This window comes from Streptomyces sp. CLCI03 (assembly GCF_053615355.1).
Window position 1 is genome coordinate 3,910,344 of the sequence record NZ_CM132132.1, and the last position, 14,134, is coordinate 3,924,477.

Below are 14,134 nucleotides of genomic sequence, written 5' to 3' on the forward strand. Positions count from 1 at the left end.
TCGATTTTTCTCGGTTTCGCGTCCACATGACGCCTCCCCTTACCGGCACCTGCGACCGTGCAGAATCCCTGTAGGCCAGAGTCGCTTTCGCATTTCATTCGGCCCGTTCTTGTGATTCCCTGCGCTGCTTTTCCACTGCGGGAATTCCTTGATACGTGCCGTATCAAGGAAGGTTCTGCATGAACCGCACTACGAATGACCGTTCCTCTCGTACCCGTAGCCGCACCGGTGGCCCCGCTTTCGGCGCTGCCACCGGTTCGGAGCGGGGGAACCGCTTCGGCTCGTCGGCCCCGAGCCGTTCCGGAGGGCCGAGCCGCTCCGGCGGCTACAGCCGTCGGCCCGCCGCGATCCAAGGCGAGTTCGCCCTGCCGAAGACGATCACTCCGGCGCTGCCCGCTGTCGAGGCCTTCGCCGACCTCGCCATGCCAGCCGAGCTGTTGGCCGCTCTCGGCGCGCAGGGCGTGACCGTGCCCTTCCCGATCCAGGGTGCGACCCTCCCGAACTCCCTGGCGGGCCGCGATGTGCTCGGCCGCGGGCGGACCGGCTCCGGCAAGACCCTGGCCTTCGGGCTGGCCCTGCTGGCCCGCACGGCCGGTCAGCGCGCCGAGCCCCGTCAGCCGCTCGCACTGGTCCTCGTACCGACCCGCGAGCTGGCCCAGCAGGTCACCGACGCCCTCACCCCGTACGCCCGCTCGGTCAAGCTCCGGCTGGCCACGGTCGTCGGCGGCATGTCGATCGGCAAGCAGGCCGGAGCGCTGCGCGGAGGCACGGAGGTCGTCGTGGCGACGCCCGGCCGATTGAAGGACCTCATCGACCGCGGCGACTGCCGGCTGAACCAGGTCGCGATCACCGTCCTCGACGAAGCCGACCAGATGGCCGACATGGGCTTCATGCCCCAGGTCACCGCCCTGCTCGACCAGGTGCGCCCCGAAGGTCAGCGGATGCTGTTCTCCGCCACCCTCGACCGCAACGTCGACCTGTTGGTCCGCCGCTACCTCACCGACCCTGTCGTCCACTCGGTAGACCCCTCGGCCGGTGCGGTGACGACGATGGAGCACCACGTGCTGCACGTCCACGGCCCCGACAAGCACCGGACGACGACGGAGATCGCGGCGCGCGAGGGCCGGGTGATGATGTTCCTGGACACCAAGCACGCCGTCGACCGGCTGACCCAGGACCTGCTGAACTGCGGTGTCCGGGCCGCCGCCCTGCACGGCGGGAAGTCGCAGCCCCAGCGCACTCGGACCCTCGCCCAGTTCAAGACCGGACACGTGACCGTACTGGTCGCGACGAACGTGGCGGCGCGCGGCATCCACGTCGACAACCTCGACCTCGTCGTCAACGTCGACCCGCCCACCGACCACAAGGACTACCTCCACCGCGGCGGCCGCACCGCCCGCGCCGGCGAGTCCGGCAGCGTCGTCACCCTCGTCACCCCCAACCAGCGCCGCGACATGACCCGCCTCATGCAGGCCGCCGGCATCACACCGCAGACCACCCAGGTCCGCTCCGGCGAAGAGGCCCTGACCAGGATCACCGGCGCCCAGGCCCCCTCCGGCATCCCCGTCACCATCACCGCGCCCGTCGTCGAACGCGCCAAGCGCAGCGCGGCCTCCCGCGGCAGGCGACGGCCCGCTTCGACGGTCCGGCGCGTGAGCGTGCGGCAGTCCGCCTTCGATGCGGCGGCCTGAGAACCACGTGATCAGGAAACTGACCCATCTCTGCAGGAGGCACGTTTTGACGCTGGTCCAGATGCAGCACCGCTCGACGAACGCCAACCCTGTGCACCGGACGGTGGACGACGCGATGGAGGCGGCCGGTCCACAGGTATGTGACGACATGACGGTCGAGGTGGCCCTGGCCGTCATGGCCGGCGCCCGCGCGGATCATCTGCTCGTCTGCGACGAGGACGGCCTGTGCACCGGGCTGGTCACGCAGGCCCAGCTCACCGCTGTCCACGACAGCGCGGCGTACACCGACCGGGTCCGTCTCCGCGACCTGCTGGGGGACCGCGGGCCGGTCGCCTCACCCGCAACCACGATGGCCGAAGCCGAACACGCGATGCGCTACCGCCGGCTCGATGCCCTGCCGGTCGTCGATGAGCAGGGCAGTGCTCTGGGCGTCCTCGCCCTTGCCCGCTGAACCGCCTCACCGCGGCACGGCCGTCCCCCCTTCTTCTTCCTGTGAGGCAACATGCGCTGTGTCATCGCCCGTTTCCCGTTCGACCTGACCAAGAGCGGTGTCCTGGAGTCGATGAAGGGCGTCAAGCCCGAGCAGGTCGTCGGCGAGTCCGTGATCATCGGGCGCCGTACCTACCCCGTCAAGCAGGTCGGCCAGGTCATCACCCGCCAGGACCGGCGTGACTTCAGCGCCGGTGAAGTCCTCCGGGCCATGACCCAGCTCGGGTTCACCTGCCGCGGCCTCCCCCTGGCTACCGTGCCCACGCGCATCCTCAGCCCGCTCCAGCAGGCTTCAGCGATGCTCGGCATCCCGGTGACCGTCTGACGGACAGGACCGGCACGAGCCGACACCCGAACACAGCGAGGAGGGCCCGACCGGCATACGCCGGTCGGGCCCTCCCGCGTACCCAGGGGTGTCCTACGCGATGTCGGGTCAGTGGTCGGAGTAGCTGAAGTCGCCCATGGTCCATGCGCTGACATCCGCGATCGAGACGCGATACATCCCACCCGTCTCCGGGATCCCGACCGTGCCCTGAAGGATGCGGGCTACGTGGAAGTGCAGGTGAGTGGGCGGTCCCTCGTGAGGTGTCGTGGCGGTGAAGATGGCGGCGAACTCGCCCAAGCGGGTGGAGTCAGTCAGGACCTCCGACACGCGCTGCCTCCACACCGCTTCCGGTGCCAGCCGACCGGTGATGACAGCGCCACCGGTGACCACGGTCAGGGACATCTGATTGCTCTGCCCGGACTCCACCAGGGTGGCAACGTCAACGAGCAGCTCGTCAGGGTTCGACATGAGAGCCGATTTTATGCACCAGTCGTCCCGTCCTCTCGGCCGGTAGCGCTACCGGCCGAGAAGTGCACTCACCGCCGTCCCGCCGGAGGCCCGACGGGTGACGACACCGGTTGCTCGGGCGATGCCGTGACCATGGGCCAGCCGAATCCACCGGTATGGCCACACAGGACACGGGCCCGAGCCCCTGACCTGCTGTGCAGGCTGCTCTGCGCATCCACTCCGACCGCGATGTCTAGCTCTCCTCGGCGGGCACGAAAATCTATTACGGCCGGAGTAGACATTGGGTGGTGGCGTGGCTATGGTTTCTCTCGTAGCCCAGAGAGACAGCAGGGCCTGGCAGAGACGAACTGCCAGGCAGCAGTACGTAGTTGCAGTGCGCAGGACGGTGCGGTGGTGGAGTTCCGAAGCCAGGGTTGTTGCACGACGGCGACGGGACTGACGACCGGACCGGGTGACCCGCAGTGATCAGGGGCCGCCGTGAGCAGTACCCAGCAGTGAAGTAGTGAGCAGCACCTCGGTGAAGGCGTCGGCTGCGGATGCGCGCACCGGGAAGTTCGGCAGTGGGGTTCTAAGCCAGAGCAGTCGCAGGATGGGCAACGGGGCTGGCTGCCGAAAAGTGGCGCTGCAGCAGGCCACCAGCAGTACGCAGTACCGCAGTAACCCGCAGTTGCAGTCTCTCCCGTTTGGTAAGCAGTTGATCGCCGAGGGAAGAACGGAGGAGTTGAGGCGCCATCAGGATCGCCCGGGCGGAAGTCTTGAGTCCGGGTACCGCAGGACATCGATAGTGAGGTGGTCTCCGGTCGAGCAACCGCGATCCCCGCACAGCCTGTCCCCGTTCGGACGGGTCGGCGGAGACAGTAGGCCGGCGCAGAACTAGGGCCGGCAGATGGTGTAGCAGTTCCTTCGGGGCCCCGGTGCTGAACGCACCGGGGCCCCTCCTTTCGTTCCGCCCCCTCTTGCTCTCCAGGCCTGTCTGATCACCCGCTCCGCTCGCCTGCGTCCTCCGCCACTACTTCCGCTACCCAGCTGCGCAGCGCCGCCCACGTCCGGGAGCTCGTCGGCCACGGCACTGTCGTGGAAGCGGCCCGGCTAGTCACGAACCAGGGCGATTACCCTCCGCGTTCCGCATGGAGTGGGAGGCCTCGCCGTGAAGGTTGATGCGGAGAAGGAGCCGGCTTCATCGCCCAGGACGGCAGCTGCCAGGACTAGGAGAGCACTTGCCAGACGCGATCAGGTGCGGATACGGCTGTTGGGGCCGTCGTGCTCGTCGGCGGTGTCGTCGTTGAACCAGTAGTCGTCGGCGGCCAGGTAGCGGAAGGAATGGTTGCTGCCGGTGGGCAGCTCAACGGTGACCGCGCGGTTGCCGTCCTTGCGGAGGGTAAGAGGGTGCACGCCGGGGCACCAGTCGTTGAAGTCGCCGACCACGCTCACCTCGGCCGCAGGCATGTCGGCGGGCAGAACGAAGGTGACCTTGGCGCTGTTCTTGCGCACGGCGCGTTCCAGCACGAGACACTCCTGACGGACAGGGGGAGGGACAATACGGGCCCATGGTCAGGGCAGAGCAGGAGCTGCGCACGCCGACGCCGCCGTACTGCCCACCAGGTCACCCACCCGCTGCACCCAGCAGGACGCGCAACCGGGCAAATGTGACAGTGCACGTGGGGTACGACGACGGGTTGCCCCACGCAAGCAGGACCCGGCCGGGGCCCCGTAGCCACACCGGCCGGGTCCTGCGCCATGCGGAGCAGACGTCCCGCGAGCACGCCACACTTCGGACCGCCTGGCGCCGAAGCAGTGTCACCCCCACTCCAGCCCACCCGCCCGGCTACGACCTCCTCTTCGGCCACCCCCAGCCCATCTGACCGGCGCCGATGGCCGGAACTCGAACTTTCGAAGAGAAGGGCAACCGCAGCACCATGTACGACCAGCCTCGACCGGACCGGCCCACCCCCGCCATGACGTTCGACCAGATGCTGGAACGCGTCCGCTACGAGGGCGCCTACCCCACCCGCGAACGCGCGGAAGAAGCCGTCCGCACCGTGCTTGCCGCGCTCGGCCGGCAGGTCACCGGTGACGAGCGCGTCGACCTCGCCCAGGCTTTGCCCGTCGAAGCCGCCCTCACCCTGACCGCCCAGATCCCCGACACCGAACACCTCACCGGCTGGGGCTTCGTCAAGGACCTGGCCGCACGAACCGGCGTGAGCCCGGCCATCGCCCGCTGGGACACCGGCGCCGTACTCGCCACCGTCACCGCGCTCGCCGGACCCGACCTCCTTGCCCGCGTCCTCCATCGACTCCCCGACGACTACGCACTCCTCTTCGGTCAGGCGCAACTGCACCGGCCTCAGCACGCCGCCGCCTGACCGGGGCCGATTGCGCGCGGACATGCAACGGGGCCGGGACCGCTCCTGCGGTCCCGGCCCCGTGCGCGCGAGGGGTCAGTGCTTGAAGGTGTCCTTGATCTTTTCCTTGGCCTCGCGGGCATCGCCCTTGGCCTGCTCCGCGCGGCCCTCGGCGGTCAGCCGCTCATTGCCCGTCAGGCGGCCAGCGGTCTCCTTGAGCTTGCCCTTGGCCTGCTCGCCCTTCGCCTCGGCCTTCTGCTCACCAGACACAGCTGATCACTCCCTGTTCGATGGAAAGGTCTTACAGAACCCCGTATGACCGGCGGGATCCCTCCTAAACAGACGGGCTGGCAATGGGGTGACGCTCGGGGCGAAGCGTTCGGCCATGGGCCAGCCGGCCTGGATGCCACAGCGGTCCGCGCGGCGCCTCATGAAGGTGACCGTGCCGGCGAGCCGGAGCGCGGTGTGACGAGCCGGGATCGTGTCAGGCCGGCTCGGTCAGGACGTGGCCGGCGTCGGGGAGCTCGTGGACGTGGGCGGCCGCGCCTTCCAGCGGCAGGAGAGGGCGCAGGGGACAGTCGGCCGGGGTGTGGTCGTGGTCGACTTCCCAGGTGGGCAAAGGTGCGGCGGGGGCGCAGTTGGTGGAGACGGCGTAGAGGTTGCCGAAGCACCCCCGGCACACCAGTGCAGCGTGGTTCACGTGAGTGTCTCCAGTTGAACCGACCCGGCTGCGCCGTCCACGGGGCGGGGATCCCCCGCCGGGCGGAGCTGGCGCAAGGTGCTTTCCGTCTCGCGCCTGAGGTGTTCGGAAGAGGCCAGACGCTGCCACAGCAGGTCGGGGAGGCCGGGGACGGTGGCGCCGCGGGCAGCCCACTCCTCGCAAGCTGCGTGTACAGGGGTGTGTGTGCCCTGGTCCGGGGGTTCTCCGGGAATCCGGCCACGGGCGCGTGCCGGGCTATGGGAAGGCCTTCGGCGCGCTTTTTCCGGAAGACGGCCAACCTCTCTGCGCTTGCCGCTGCCGGCCTGTGCGCCGCGGCTGGAGTCCGTCCAATGATCGTCCGTCACGTTCGTCAAAACGATTCTTCCATCCTCCAGGACACCGCTTCCGGTGTGCCGCGACGCTCTCGACCGTTGCTCCGGCCCTCGATGAGGCACACACCGTCGACCGCCCCCAGCTGCTCCCTGTGCTGCGCATCGACAGGAGCGACCGTGCGTTCGAGGTCGATTACCTCCTCACCCGCCACACGAAAATCTATGACGGCCGGAGTAGACATTGGGCTGTGGCGTGGTTATGGTTTCTCTCGTAGCCCAGAGAGACAGCAGGGCCTGGCAGAGACGAACTGCCGGGCAGCAGTACCCGTAGTTGCAGTGCGCAGGACGGTGCGGTGGTGGAGTTCCGAAGCCAGGGTTGTTGCAGGACGGCGACGGGACTGACGACCGGACCGGGTGGCCCGCAGTCATCAGGGGCCGCCGCGAGAAGTACCCGCAGTTAACGCAGTGGCATTACCTGTAAGTGCAGTTCGCAGTACCCAGCAGTGAAGTAGTGAGCAGCACCTCGGTGAAGGCGTCGGCTGCGGGCGCACGCACCGGGAAGTTCGGCAGTGGGGTTCTACGCCAGAGCAGACGCAGGATGGGCAACGGGGCTGGCTGCCGAAGAGTGGCGCTGACACAGGCCACTGAGCAGTACGAAGTCTGAGCAGTACAAGCAGTAAGCAGTTGATCACCGAGGGAAGAACGGAGGAGCCGAGCACCATCAGGATCGCCCGGGCGGAAGCCTAGAGCCCGGGTACCGCAGGACATCGATAGTGAGGTGGTCTCCGGTCAAGCAACCGCGATCCCCGCACTCCCGGCAGCGTGTCGGCCGGGTCGGCGGAAACACAGGGTCGGCGCAGTATCAGGGCCGACAGATGGTGTAGTAGTTCCTTCGGGGCCCTGGTGCCGTACGGCGCCAGGGCCCCTCCACGCGTTCCACGAGAGAGGTTCAATGACAGCAGACGACTCGTTCGGCCGGCTCGACGACGACGATTACCCCGCCTACACCATGGGCCGGGCCGCCGAAATGCTCGGCACCACCCAGGGCTTCCTCCGCGCCATCGGCGAAGCCCGCCTGATCACCCCGCTCCGCTCCGAGGGCGGCCACCGCCGCTACTCCCGCTACCAGCTGCGCATCGCCGCCCGCGCCCGGGAGCTCGTCGACCAGGGCACCCCCATCGAGGCCGCCTGCCGCATCATCATCCTCGAGGACCAGCTCGAGGAGGCGCAGCGCATCAACGCCGAGTACCGCCGCGCCGCCGAATCTTCCGCGTCGCCGTCCTCAACCTGACCCGAGTGTGCCCGTCGGGATCGGCGGGCCTCGGTCGTCGAAGGAGTGCTACTCGGGTGCGGACGCCTCCGCCAGGTCCGCCCCGGCGTCAGCGCTGCGTGTGACCTGGTGGGTACCGTGCCAGTCCAGGCACATGACCGTCGCGTCGTCCTGGAGACGGCCACCATGCGCGCGCAGAATCTCGGCGACCAGAGCGCGGGAGGCCTCGCGGGGGTGGAGATCGCCCGTGCGCACAACCAGGGAGGGCAGATCGACCTCCACAGCGCGGCGCTCCAGCATGCCATCGGTGAGCATCACGAGGCGGTCACCCGGCTGCAGGTCCAGCCGCTGCACCCGATAGTCGGTACGCGGCTGGACACCGAAGGGGAGATCGACCTCGGGGACCATCTGCTCGACCCTCTCCCGTCTGAGGCGCAGCGGCCAAGGATGCCCCGCGTTGACGAACTGAGTGGTCCCGTCGAGCAGGCTGATGCGCAGCAGCTGCCCGGTGACGAAGCCCCGCCTGCCGTGGTCGATGACGGCCCGGTTGGCCTCCGAGGCCTGTACTTCGAGCTCGGCGCCGGCACGCCTGGCCCTGCGAAGGGCGCCCACTGCGAGGGTGGCGAGTAGCGCGGCTTCCACGTCGTGGCCCATGGCATCGGTGACGGAGAGTTGCATGGTGTCGCGGTCGACGACGTAGTCGAAGGTGTCACCGCCGACGTGCGTGGCCGGTTCCAGCGCTCCGGCCACCGTGAACTGGGCTGCCTCACACGCCAGTGAGGTGGGCAGGAGTCGGTGCTGGATCTCGGCGGCCAGGTTCAGCGGCCGTGTACGGCGACCCCATTGGTAGACGTCGGTGAAGGACCGATTGGCGATCACGATGTAGGCCAGGGCGTGAGCGGTCGCGCCGATCTGCCTCATCGCGAAGTCGTCGGGGTGATCCGGCAGGAAGAGTTCGAGCAGGCCGATGGCGTCGCCGCGGTTGGTGACGGGCGCCACGACCCTGACCCGGCTGTTGCCCTCTCGCTGGAGGGCCGGCCGCTGTGTGCGCAACACGTCCGCGTAGAGGGTGCCGGGCAGAGCGACGCGTTCAGGGGGCTCGTCGGACTCGACGCTGTCCGCTGCCCCGAGCCGCACCACTGACGACCCGGTGAAGTCGACGATCAGGAACGAGACCACAGCAGCGTTCAGCCGGTCTCTGAGCATCCGTGCGACGACGTCCAGTGACTCCACAGGGGAGGCGGATTCCGCCGCCGCGAGCACGCCCGCAAGGTCCACCTCCGCCAGCTGCTCTCCGCCGGCGCGTCCCTGATGGGCGCCTGGATCTCGCTCCTCGGTTGGGGGCATGACCGCTCCTCTCCTCCTCCGACGCCGTGGGACCGGCCCTCCACGAGCACAGTTCCCTGACGCTCTTTCCGAGCGCACGAGGCCTTAGGGGCAGCCCCCTGTCTCGTCGAAGCCATCCCATCTGGGGTCGCAGCCTGTGACCACGGCCGGCACAGATCCGAGAAGCCCGCGGGGCCGACCGTCCTCAACCCTGCCCGAGGACCCGCACGTCAGGTGGCTGCTGCTGCCCGTGCAGTCCGCGCTGCCTGACTGGTTCACCCGAACAGCAGGCATCGGCCCTCTCGGGGACGCCGCCCGGCCACCGGTGTAGCGCACACGCCCGGAATCCTCAGAGGACCCGGTTGCGGGGCAAGCACCAGGGCATGGGGATGGACGAGTCAAGTCGGCGGTGTGGCTGTGGCCGTCGCCTTCGAGCCGAGCGTGAGGAGACGGGGTTGTGAGCGGTGTGTGGATGTACGCGCAGGACAGCGGCTACACGTCCCGGCAGTCACTGGTGGGGTTCACGGTTGAGGCGGCTGACGGAACCATCGGGCACGTGGACCGTCAGCAGGACCAGCCCGGCATGCAGCACCTGGTCGTCGACACCGGCGTGTGGGTGTTCGGCAAGAGCATTCTGATCCCGGCCGGCGCCGTCGCCGGCATCGACACCGAAACACGGACGGTAAGGGTGACAGGGACCCGAGACGAGATCAAAGCCGCTCCCCAGTTCACCACCGACAGCGAAACGGCTGACCACCGCTACCTGTCCGCCGTCGGCAACTACTACCTCTCCCTCCGCCGCCCCCTCGCACCCTGACCCGAAGCCAGCCGGCAACCCGCCCAGGGCGACAGCAGCCCCCGGGCAGAACATTGCCGTGCTCAGTAGACGGTGAAGGAGATGGCGATGTAGTGCGCGGTGAAGGCTGCCACGGTCAGGGCGTGGAAGACCTCGTGGAAGCCGAACCAGCGGGGCGAGGGGTCGGGGCGCTGAAGGGCGTAGACAACCGCGCCCGCACTGTAGAGAAGCCCGCCGGTCACGATCAAGGCGACTACGGGCGCCCCACCACTGTCCAGGAAGTCGGGCAGGTAACGCACCGGTGCCCAGCCCAGGGCCAGGTAGCAGGGGGTGTACAGCCAGCGGGGAGCCCCGACCCACAGGACACGGAAGGCGATGCCGGCCAGAGCGCCCGTCCACACGATCCACAGCAGGACGGACCGCTGGTCAGGGGGGAGGAGGAGCACGGCAAGCGGGGTACAGGTGCCGGCGATGATCAGGAAGATGTTGGCGTGGTCGAGGCGACGCAGAACGGCCTCACCGAGTGGTCCCCACGTGCCGAGGTGATAGACGGCGCTCGTCCCGAACAGCATCCAGGCGGTGACGGAGTACACGGTGCAGGCCAGGGTGGCGTGCGGTGTCCCCGCCAGGCAGATGAGGACGATGCCCGCGGCCAGCGATGCGGGGACCATTCCGGCGTGGAGCCAGCCTCGTAGCTTCGGCTTGATCGGCTCCACCAGATCGGCCGCTCGCTCGACCAGGTCGGCAATCGGGTGGGCGTCGGCGGCCTTGTCACGGTGCGATCCGGAGGGAGGGCCACTTGCCTCACAGCCTCCGACCGTCGGTGCGGAAGACACACCGCCGGTTTCGACGTCGTCGCGGGACACTGCTTCCCTTCCTGCCTCGGACTGCTGGGCGTCACTGGCAACCACGTGCTCATGTGAGGAGCCTGCCCGCAGGAGGATGGCCCGAGGCCTGCCTCGGACCACCGGGCCGGCACCGCCGGACATGGTCTTTTCAGCCGCCCATGGTTCCGGTCCTGGAGGCCTGCCGCCAACTGGGGCCGTGGAAGTCGTGTAAGTCGGCGGGCCACGGGAACGATCAGGGCTTCCGAACGGGCCTCTCCGCTCTCCTACGTTCAAGGACCGCCGATGCTTCCCGAGTTCCGCTCCCACGCATCCGCCCCCCTTTCCCACCAGCTGGAACAGCGACTGGGACTGGACCCACGCCTCGAAGCGGGCCGAATCGACGTCGAGCGCGTCGCCGACATCGCCGTCGTCGCATCCGCCCACTCCGATGGGTACGCGGCCACCGCGCACCTCCTCGGACTGCTGGCCGCGCTCCCCGCTCCCACCGAGGCCGGAGAACGCTTCTGGTCGGACCTGTGGAGGACCTCAGGCTCCCTCTACCTGCTGCCCGCCAACATCAAAACGTTCGTGCTGAGTTCGCTGGCCGGAGAAGGCACCGGTCTGGCCGGTCAGATCCTCTCGGCTGTCGACGAGATGACCCCACCCCAGCGCGTCGCAGCCGGAGAGGTGATCGGCCAGGCGCTCGCCGAATCCGACCACCTCCCCGACCTCAAGACGCAGGTCATCGGCGAGCTGTGGCTCCGGGATCTCGAACTCACCGCCTGGCGGGTCCTGCACGCGGACCACAAGTCAGCTGATCCGGCTGAGCGGAAAGCCTTCCTCGACGCATGGAGGCGTGCCTGAGCCCCAGGTTTCCTCTCGACACAGCACGGCCGTAGACGGGCCATCGACGAGCGCCGCCGCTGCTGTTCGGGTCCAACGGCACCCGGAGAGCCGGTGAGGGGAGGAAGGCGAGACGCCTCCCTCCCCTCACCCGCCGATCGTCAAGCGCCCTTCGCCTGCCTCTTCACCGCTCCCTTGACGCGGGCAGCGCGTACCCGGGCGTCGATGCCCCCGGCGACCTCCTGCTGGCGATCGTCGTCGGAGTGCTGGTAGATCATCGCGGCCTTCTCCGAGGACTGGCCGGCGCGGACCATCGTGTCCTTGAGGGTCGCGCCGGACTGGGTGGAGAGGGTGTGGCCGGTGTGGCGCAGGTCGTAGAAGCGGAAGTCCTTCGACAGTCCGACCTTCGCGCGGGCCTTGGCAGGTGGATGGTGCGGACGCCCGCCGCCGACTGAGCCATGGACTGGCTCGGCTAGGGACCCGCTACTGGCTCATCAGGGCAGCCTCGCCTCCGAGACTTCCGGCGTTGATGGCGCCTCGCAGGACGTGGGCGATCTCCTCGGGCTTGAGGTCGATTCCGTCGAGGCCCTCGACGGTCAGCGGGACCTCCTCCAGCGCGTACTCGCCGCGACCCTCGGCGCTGAACTCGGGGCCGGTGCGGTCCTCGAAGGACCAGGTCGCGATGTGGGCGAGGTAGAAGAGTTGGCGCTCGTCGTCGGTCTCCATGGTGTGGAGGAGGCGGACGGTGTCGGCCTTGCCCGCGATCTCTTCGTGGATCTCGCGGTGGAGGGCCGCCTCCCGGGACTCGTCGCCGGCCTCGACGCCGCCGCCGGGGAGGACCCAGTACTCGGGGATGTCGGGCTTGGTGCGGCGGATGACCAGCATCGTGTCGTCGGCGGTGACGAGGACGGCGCGGACTCGTTCCTTCATTTCGGTCTGTCTCCTTGCTTGTTGGGCCGTGACGTGGGACGGGGTGCCGAAAGACGGCCGGTAGCGAGGGGGGTGGGCTCTTGCGCGGGGCCGGCCGGCTGTCGGGCAGAGTTGGGGCGGGCATCGTGCCCACGCCGTCACGGGTGACAGGTGCGTGAGGCGAACGCACCACCGGGAAGGGGCGGGTGGGGAGCAGCGTGAGTAGAAGGCGGTACGTGGCCAGGGGCGTGCCCGGGGTTATCGCATCTGGGACACCAAGGGGCGGCGATGGTGGGGCGACCACTACGAGCTCTGCCCCGATGATCTCCTGGTGGAGTTGAACGGTGCCGCGGACCCCGTGAGGATCACTGCCCTTCTCAAGCGGTACAGGGCGCAGAAGCGCTGAAGTGCCCCGCCCCTGCGCGTCCGTGGCCGTGGCTTTGTCGCCGCGAGTCGGCAGCGCTCGTGAGGCACCTGGCCATGGTCAGGAGCGGGACGGCCGTCCGGGGTCGCGGTCGCCGAGTACGAAGGCGGCCGGCCAGCTCTCGCGCAGGATCCGGGCCAGCAGGGGGTGCTCGGAGTCGAGAACCTCGCTGGGCCGGATCGAGCCGCCCGCCTCTTCGCGCTGCCCGCCGAGGAGGACGGGGGCGTGGAGCAGCTCCTCGCCCCACGGCTCGACGGCGTTGCCCAAGCGGCCCTCGAAGCGGTGTCCCTCCAAGGTGCCGGCGTGCACCCGGCGGGTGTAGTCCTCGATCACCTCGGCGGCCAGGCGCACCCAGGCCAGGTGGACCACGGTGCGGCCGTCGTCGAGGCGGATCGGCAGGCGGACCTTGAGGAAGTTGCCGACACCTTCGGCGACCATCACCGCGCCGGTGTCGACGGTGACCCGCTCCGCCTGCTCGGCCGGCGAGAGTTCGCCGATCAGGTGGGGGAGCGGGTGGGCGAAGCCGGGGCGCTCCGGGTCCAAGGTGCCGCCGCAGTCGCACGCGCACCCGTCGCTCCCGGGGCCGTGCGCCTCCTGGTCGGAGCCGGCGGGCAGCACCAGGGTGAAGGAACGGGCGACGGTGAAGACCGTCGGCTCGGGCAGGCCGAGCGCGGCCAGCGCGGCGGAGGCGGCCTCGTGTCGCTCGCCGTTGACCCGCACCTCGGCCTCCATGGCGCCGGGGACACCGCCGTAGAAGACCCGGACACCGTTGAACCAGACCGGCTCCAGGTCGGCCGTGAAGGTGTCGGCGATCTCGCGGAGCACGTCCGCCTCCACCAGTGCCTTCTGGAGACGGAGGTTCTCCTGGTCGGAGAGCCCGTAGGCCAGCGCGCCCGAGCTGATGGACCGCCATCCCGGCACACCGTGCTCGTCGTCGGGGCCGTGGTGTTCGGCGAGCTCCTCATGCCCGTGGAGCAGCTGGAGCAGGCAGGCGCCGGCGGAACGGGCCCAGAGGCCGGCCGCGTCGCGCGCGGTGGTGACCACCACCACGCAGTCCACGAAGCAGGGCACGTCGGGCTGGATGCTCACGTCCGGGAAGGCGATCAGGTCGTAGTGCCGGTCGTCCCCGTGTCCCGGCGGTCCGACAGCGACGGCCCAACCCTCGGGGCTCTCGAGCGAGTTGCCCTGGATTCGGGCGCCCTCCGTACAGCCGGGGGCGACCTCCTCCAGGGCGTCGCGGACCAGAGCGAGGAAGTCGAGGTCGGACAGCCGACCGGCGGCGGGCTCGGTGCGGCGCGGGCGACGGCGTATCCAGGACATGCGGGGATCATACGGAGCCGGCGCCGGTGCGCCACCTGCATGAACGTCCGAGGGCACGCGCGGTGGCGGGTG

General features: G+C 69.2%; 15 protein-coding genes and 2 pseudogenes. 8 read left to right on the forward strand and 9 right to left on the reverse strand.

Annotation, left to right across the window (positions count from 1 at the left end):
• Positions 1 to 179: 179 nt before the first annotated feature.
• From ACWG52_RS17965 to ACWG52_RS17975, 3 genes are read left to right on the forward strand one after another with little or no spacing between them, the layout of a single operon-like run.
• Positions 180 to 1,691 carry a DEAD/DEAH box helicase gene (locus tag ACWG52_RS17965; protein WP_453128995.1) on the forward strand — a complete coding sequence of 504 codons (1,512 nt, stop codon included), beginning with the start codon at positions 180 to 182 and terminating at the stop codon, positions 1,689 to 1,691.
• A 46-nt stretch (positions 1,692 to 1,737) separates the two neighbouring features.
• Entirely contained in the window at positions 1,738 to 2,142 is a 405-nt protein-coding gene (locus ACWG52_RS17970; RefSeq protein ID WP_266594576.1) for a CBS domain-containing protein, read from the forward strand.
• 51 nt (positions 2,143 to 2,193) lie between these two features.
• Positions 2,194 to 2,505 carry an SCO5918 family protein gene (locus tag ACWG52_RS17975; RefSeq protein ID WP_266594577.1) on the forward strand — a complete coding sequence of 104 codons (312 nt, stop codon included), beginning with the start codon at positions 2,194 to 2,196 and terminating at the stop codon, positions 2,503 to 2,505.
• 108 nt (positions 2,506 to 2,613) lie between these two features.
• Here the strand turns inward: ACWG52_RS17975 and ACWG52_RS17980 are convergent, their stop codons facing one another.
• Positions 2,614 to 2,973 carry a hypothetical protein gene (locus tag ACWG52_RS17980; protein ID WP_385130257.1) on the reverse strand — a complete coding sequence of 120 codons (360 nt, stop codon included), beginning with the start codon at positions 2,971 to 2,973 and terminating at the stop codon, positions 2,614 to 2,616.
• Between the two features lie 1,230 nt (positions 2,974 to 4,203).
• A complete protein-coding gene (locus tag ACWG52_RS17985) occupies positions 4,204 to 4,479 on the reverse strand; it encodes an isoamylase early set domain-containing protein (RefSeq protein ID WP_453128996.1) in 276 nt (91 codons plus the stop codon).
• A gap of 410 nt (positions 4,480 to 4,889) precedes the next feature.
• Here ACWG52_RS17985 and ACWG52_RS17990 point away from each other — a divergent pair, with 410 nt between their 5' ends.
• The gene (locus tag ACWG52_RS17990) at positions 4,890 to 5,336 is read left to right on the forward strand and encodes a DUF2267 domain-containing protein (protein ID WP_453128997.1); all 447 of its coding nucleotides are present in this window, start codon (positions 4,890 to 4,892) and stop codon (positions 5,334 to 5,336) included.
• Between the two features lie 75 nt (positions 5,337 to 5,411).
• Here ACWG52_RS17990 and ACWG52_RS17995 read toward each other — a convergent pair whose 3' ends face one another.
• Both ACWG52_RS17995 and ACWG52_RS18000 read right to left on the reverse strand, forming a co-directional pair.
• The gene (locus ACWG52_RS17995) at positions 5,412 to 5,585 is read right to left on the reverse strand and encodes a CsbD family protein (protein WP_109779112.1); all 174 of its coding nucleotides are present in this window, start codon (positions 5,583 to 5,585) and stop codon (positions 5,412 to 5,414) included.
• 214 nt (positions 5,586 to 5,799) lie between these two features.
• Positions 5,800 to 6,015 (reverse strand): hypothetical protein, encoded by a 216-nt coding sequence (locus tag ACWG52_RS18000; protein WP_327384162.1) that lies wholly within the window; start codon positions 6,013 to 6,015, stop codon positions 5,800 to 5,802.
• Positions 6,016 to 7,299: 1,284 nt separating this feature from the next.
• Between ACWG52_RS18000 and ACWG52_RS18005 the strand changes: the two genes are divergently transcribed.
• Positions 7,300 to 7,638 carry a MerR family transcriptional regulator gene (locus ACWG52_RS18005; RefSeq protein ID WP_384580330.1) on the forward strand — a complete coding sequence of 113 codons (339 nt, stop codon included), beginning with the start codon at positions 7,300 to 7,302 and terminating at the stop codon, positions 7,636 to 7,638.
• Positions 7,639 to 7,686: 48 nt separating this feature from the next.
• Here the strand turns inward: ACWG52_RS18005 and ACWG52_RS18010 are convergent, their stop codons facing one another.
• Positions 7,687 to 8,964, reverse strand: coding sequence for a PP2C family protein-serine/threonine phosphatase (locus tag ACWG52_RS18010; protein ID WP_389803914.1), 1,278 nt, complete (start codon positions 8,962 to 8,964; stop codon positions 7,687 to 7,689).
• Positions 8,965 to 9,400: 436 nt separating this feature from the next.
• On the opposite strand from ACWG52_RS18010, the gene ACWG52_RS18015 reads away from it, so the two are divergent.
• Positions 9,401 to 9,760, forward strand: a complete 360-nt coding sequence (locus tag ACWG52_RS18015) for a PRC-barrel domain-containing protein (protein ID WP_389803916.1) — start codon at positions 9,401 to 9,403, stop codon at positions 9,758 to 9,760.
• A gap of 62 nt (positions 9,761 to 9,822) precedes the next feature.
• On the opposite strand, the gene trhA is transcribed toward ACWG52_RS18015, so the two are convergent.
• Positions 9,823 to 10,575: a PAQR family membrane homeostasis protein TrhA gene (gene trhA / locus ACWG52_RS18020; protein ID WP_389803919.1), complete on the reverse strand. Its 753-nt coding sequence runs from the start codon at positions 10,573 to 10,575 to the stop codon at positions 9,823 to 9,825.
• 294 nt (positions 10,576 to 10,869) lie between these two features.
• On the opposite strand from trhA, the gene ACWG52_RS18025 reads away from it, so the two are divergent.
• The gene (locus ACWG52_RS18025) at positions 10,870 to 11,430 is read left to right on the forward strand and encodes a hypothetical protein (protein ID WP_327384165.1); all 561 of its coding nucleotides are present in this window, start codon (positions 10,870 to 10,872) and stop codon (positions 11,428 to 11,430) included.
• A gap of 140 nt (positions 11,431 to 11,570) precedes the next feature.
• Here the strand turns inward: ACWG52_RS18025 and ACWG52_RS18030 are convergent.
• Together ACWG52_RS18030 and ACWG52_RS18035 are read right to left on the reverse strand one after the other, a co-directional pair.
• A pseudogene (locus ACWG52_RS18030) lies at positions 11,571 to 11,828 on the reverse strand (tyrosine-type recombinase/integrase); the annotation flags it as partial.
• A gap of 64 nt (positions 11,829 to 11,892) precedes the next feature.
• Positions 11,893 to 12,339 (reverse strand): NUDIX hydrolase, encoded by a 447-nt coding sequence (locus tag ACWG52_RS18035; RefSeq protein ID WP_389803923.1) that lies wholly within the window; start codon positions 12,337 to 12,339, stop codon positions 11,893 to 11,895.
• A gap of 197 nt (positions 12,340 to 12,536) precedes the next feature.
• On the opposite strand from ACWG52_RS18035, the pseudogene ACWG52_RS18040 reads away from it, so the two are divergent.
• A pseudogene (locus ACWG52_RS18040) lies at positions 12,537 to 12,724 on the forward strand (hypothetical protein).
• Between the two features lie 78 nt (positions 12,725 to 12,802).
• On the opposite strand, the gene ACWG52_RS18045 reads toward ACWG52_RS18040, so the two are convergent.
• Positions 12,803 to 14,062, reverse strand: coding sequence for a DUF6348 family protein (locus tag ACWG52_RS18045; protein WP_453128998.1), 1,260 nt, complete (start codon positions 14,060 to 14,062; stop codon positions 12,803 to 12,805).
• Positions 14,063 to 14,134: the final 72 nt, after the last annotated feature.

Excerpts from the sequence above, each read along its gene's own strand:
- ACWG52_RS17965 (WP_453128995.1), top strand. The coding sequence starts at position 180 with ATGAACCGCACTACGAATGACCGTTCCTCTCGTACCCGTAGCCGCACC.
- ACWG52_RS17975 (WP_266594577.1), top strand. The coding sequence starts at position 2,194 with ATGCGCTGTGTCATCGCCCGTTTCCCGTTCGACCTGACCAAGAGCGGT.
- ACWG52_RS17980 (WP_385130257.1), bottom strand. The coding sequence starts at position 2,973 with ATGTCGAACCCTGACGAGCTGCTCGTTGACGTTGCCACCCTGGTGGAG.
- ACWG52_RS17990 (WP_453128997.1), top strand. The coding sequence starts at position 4,890 with ATGTACGACCAGCCTCGACCGGACCGGCCCACCCCCGCCATGACGTTC.
- ACWG52_RS18005 (WP_384580330.1), top strand. The coding sequence starts at position 7,300 with ATGACAGCAGACGACTCGTTCGGCCGGCTCGACGACGACGATTACCCC.
- ACWG52_RS18010 (WP_389803914.1), bottom strand. The coding sequence starts at position 8,964 with ATGCCCCCAACCGAGGAGCGAGATCCAGGCGCCCATCAGGGACGCGCC.
- ACWG52_RS18025 (WP_327384165.1), top strand. The coding sequence starts at position 10,870 with ATGCTTCCCGAGTTCCGCTCCCACGCATCCGCCCCCCTTTCCCACCAG.
- ACWG52_RS18035 (WP_389803923.1), bottom strand. The coding sequence starts at position 12,339 with ATGAAGGAACGAGTCCGCGCCGTCCTCGTCACCGCCGACGACACGATG.
- ACWG52_RS18045 (WP_453128998.1), bottom strand. The coding sequence starts at position 14,062 with ATGTCCTGGATACGCCGTCGCCCGCGCCGCACCGAGCCCGCCGCCGGT.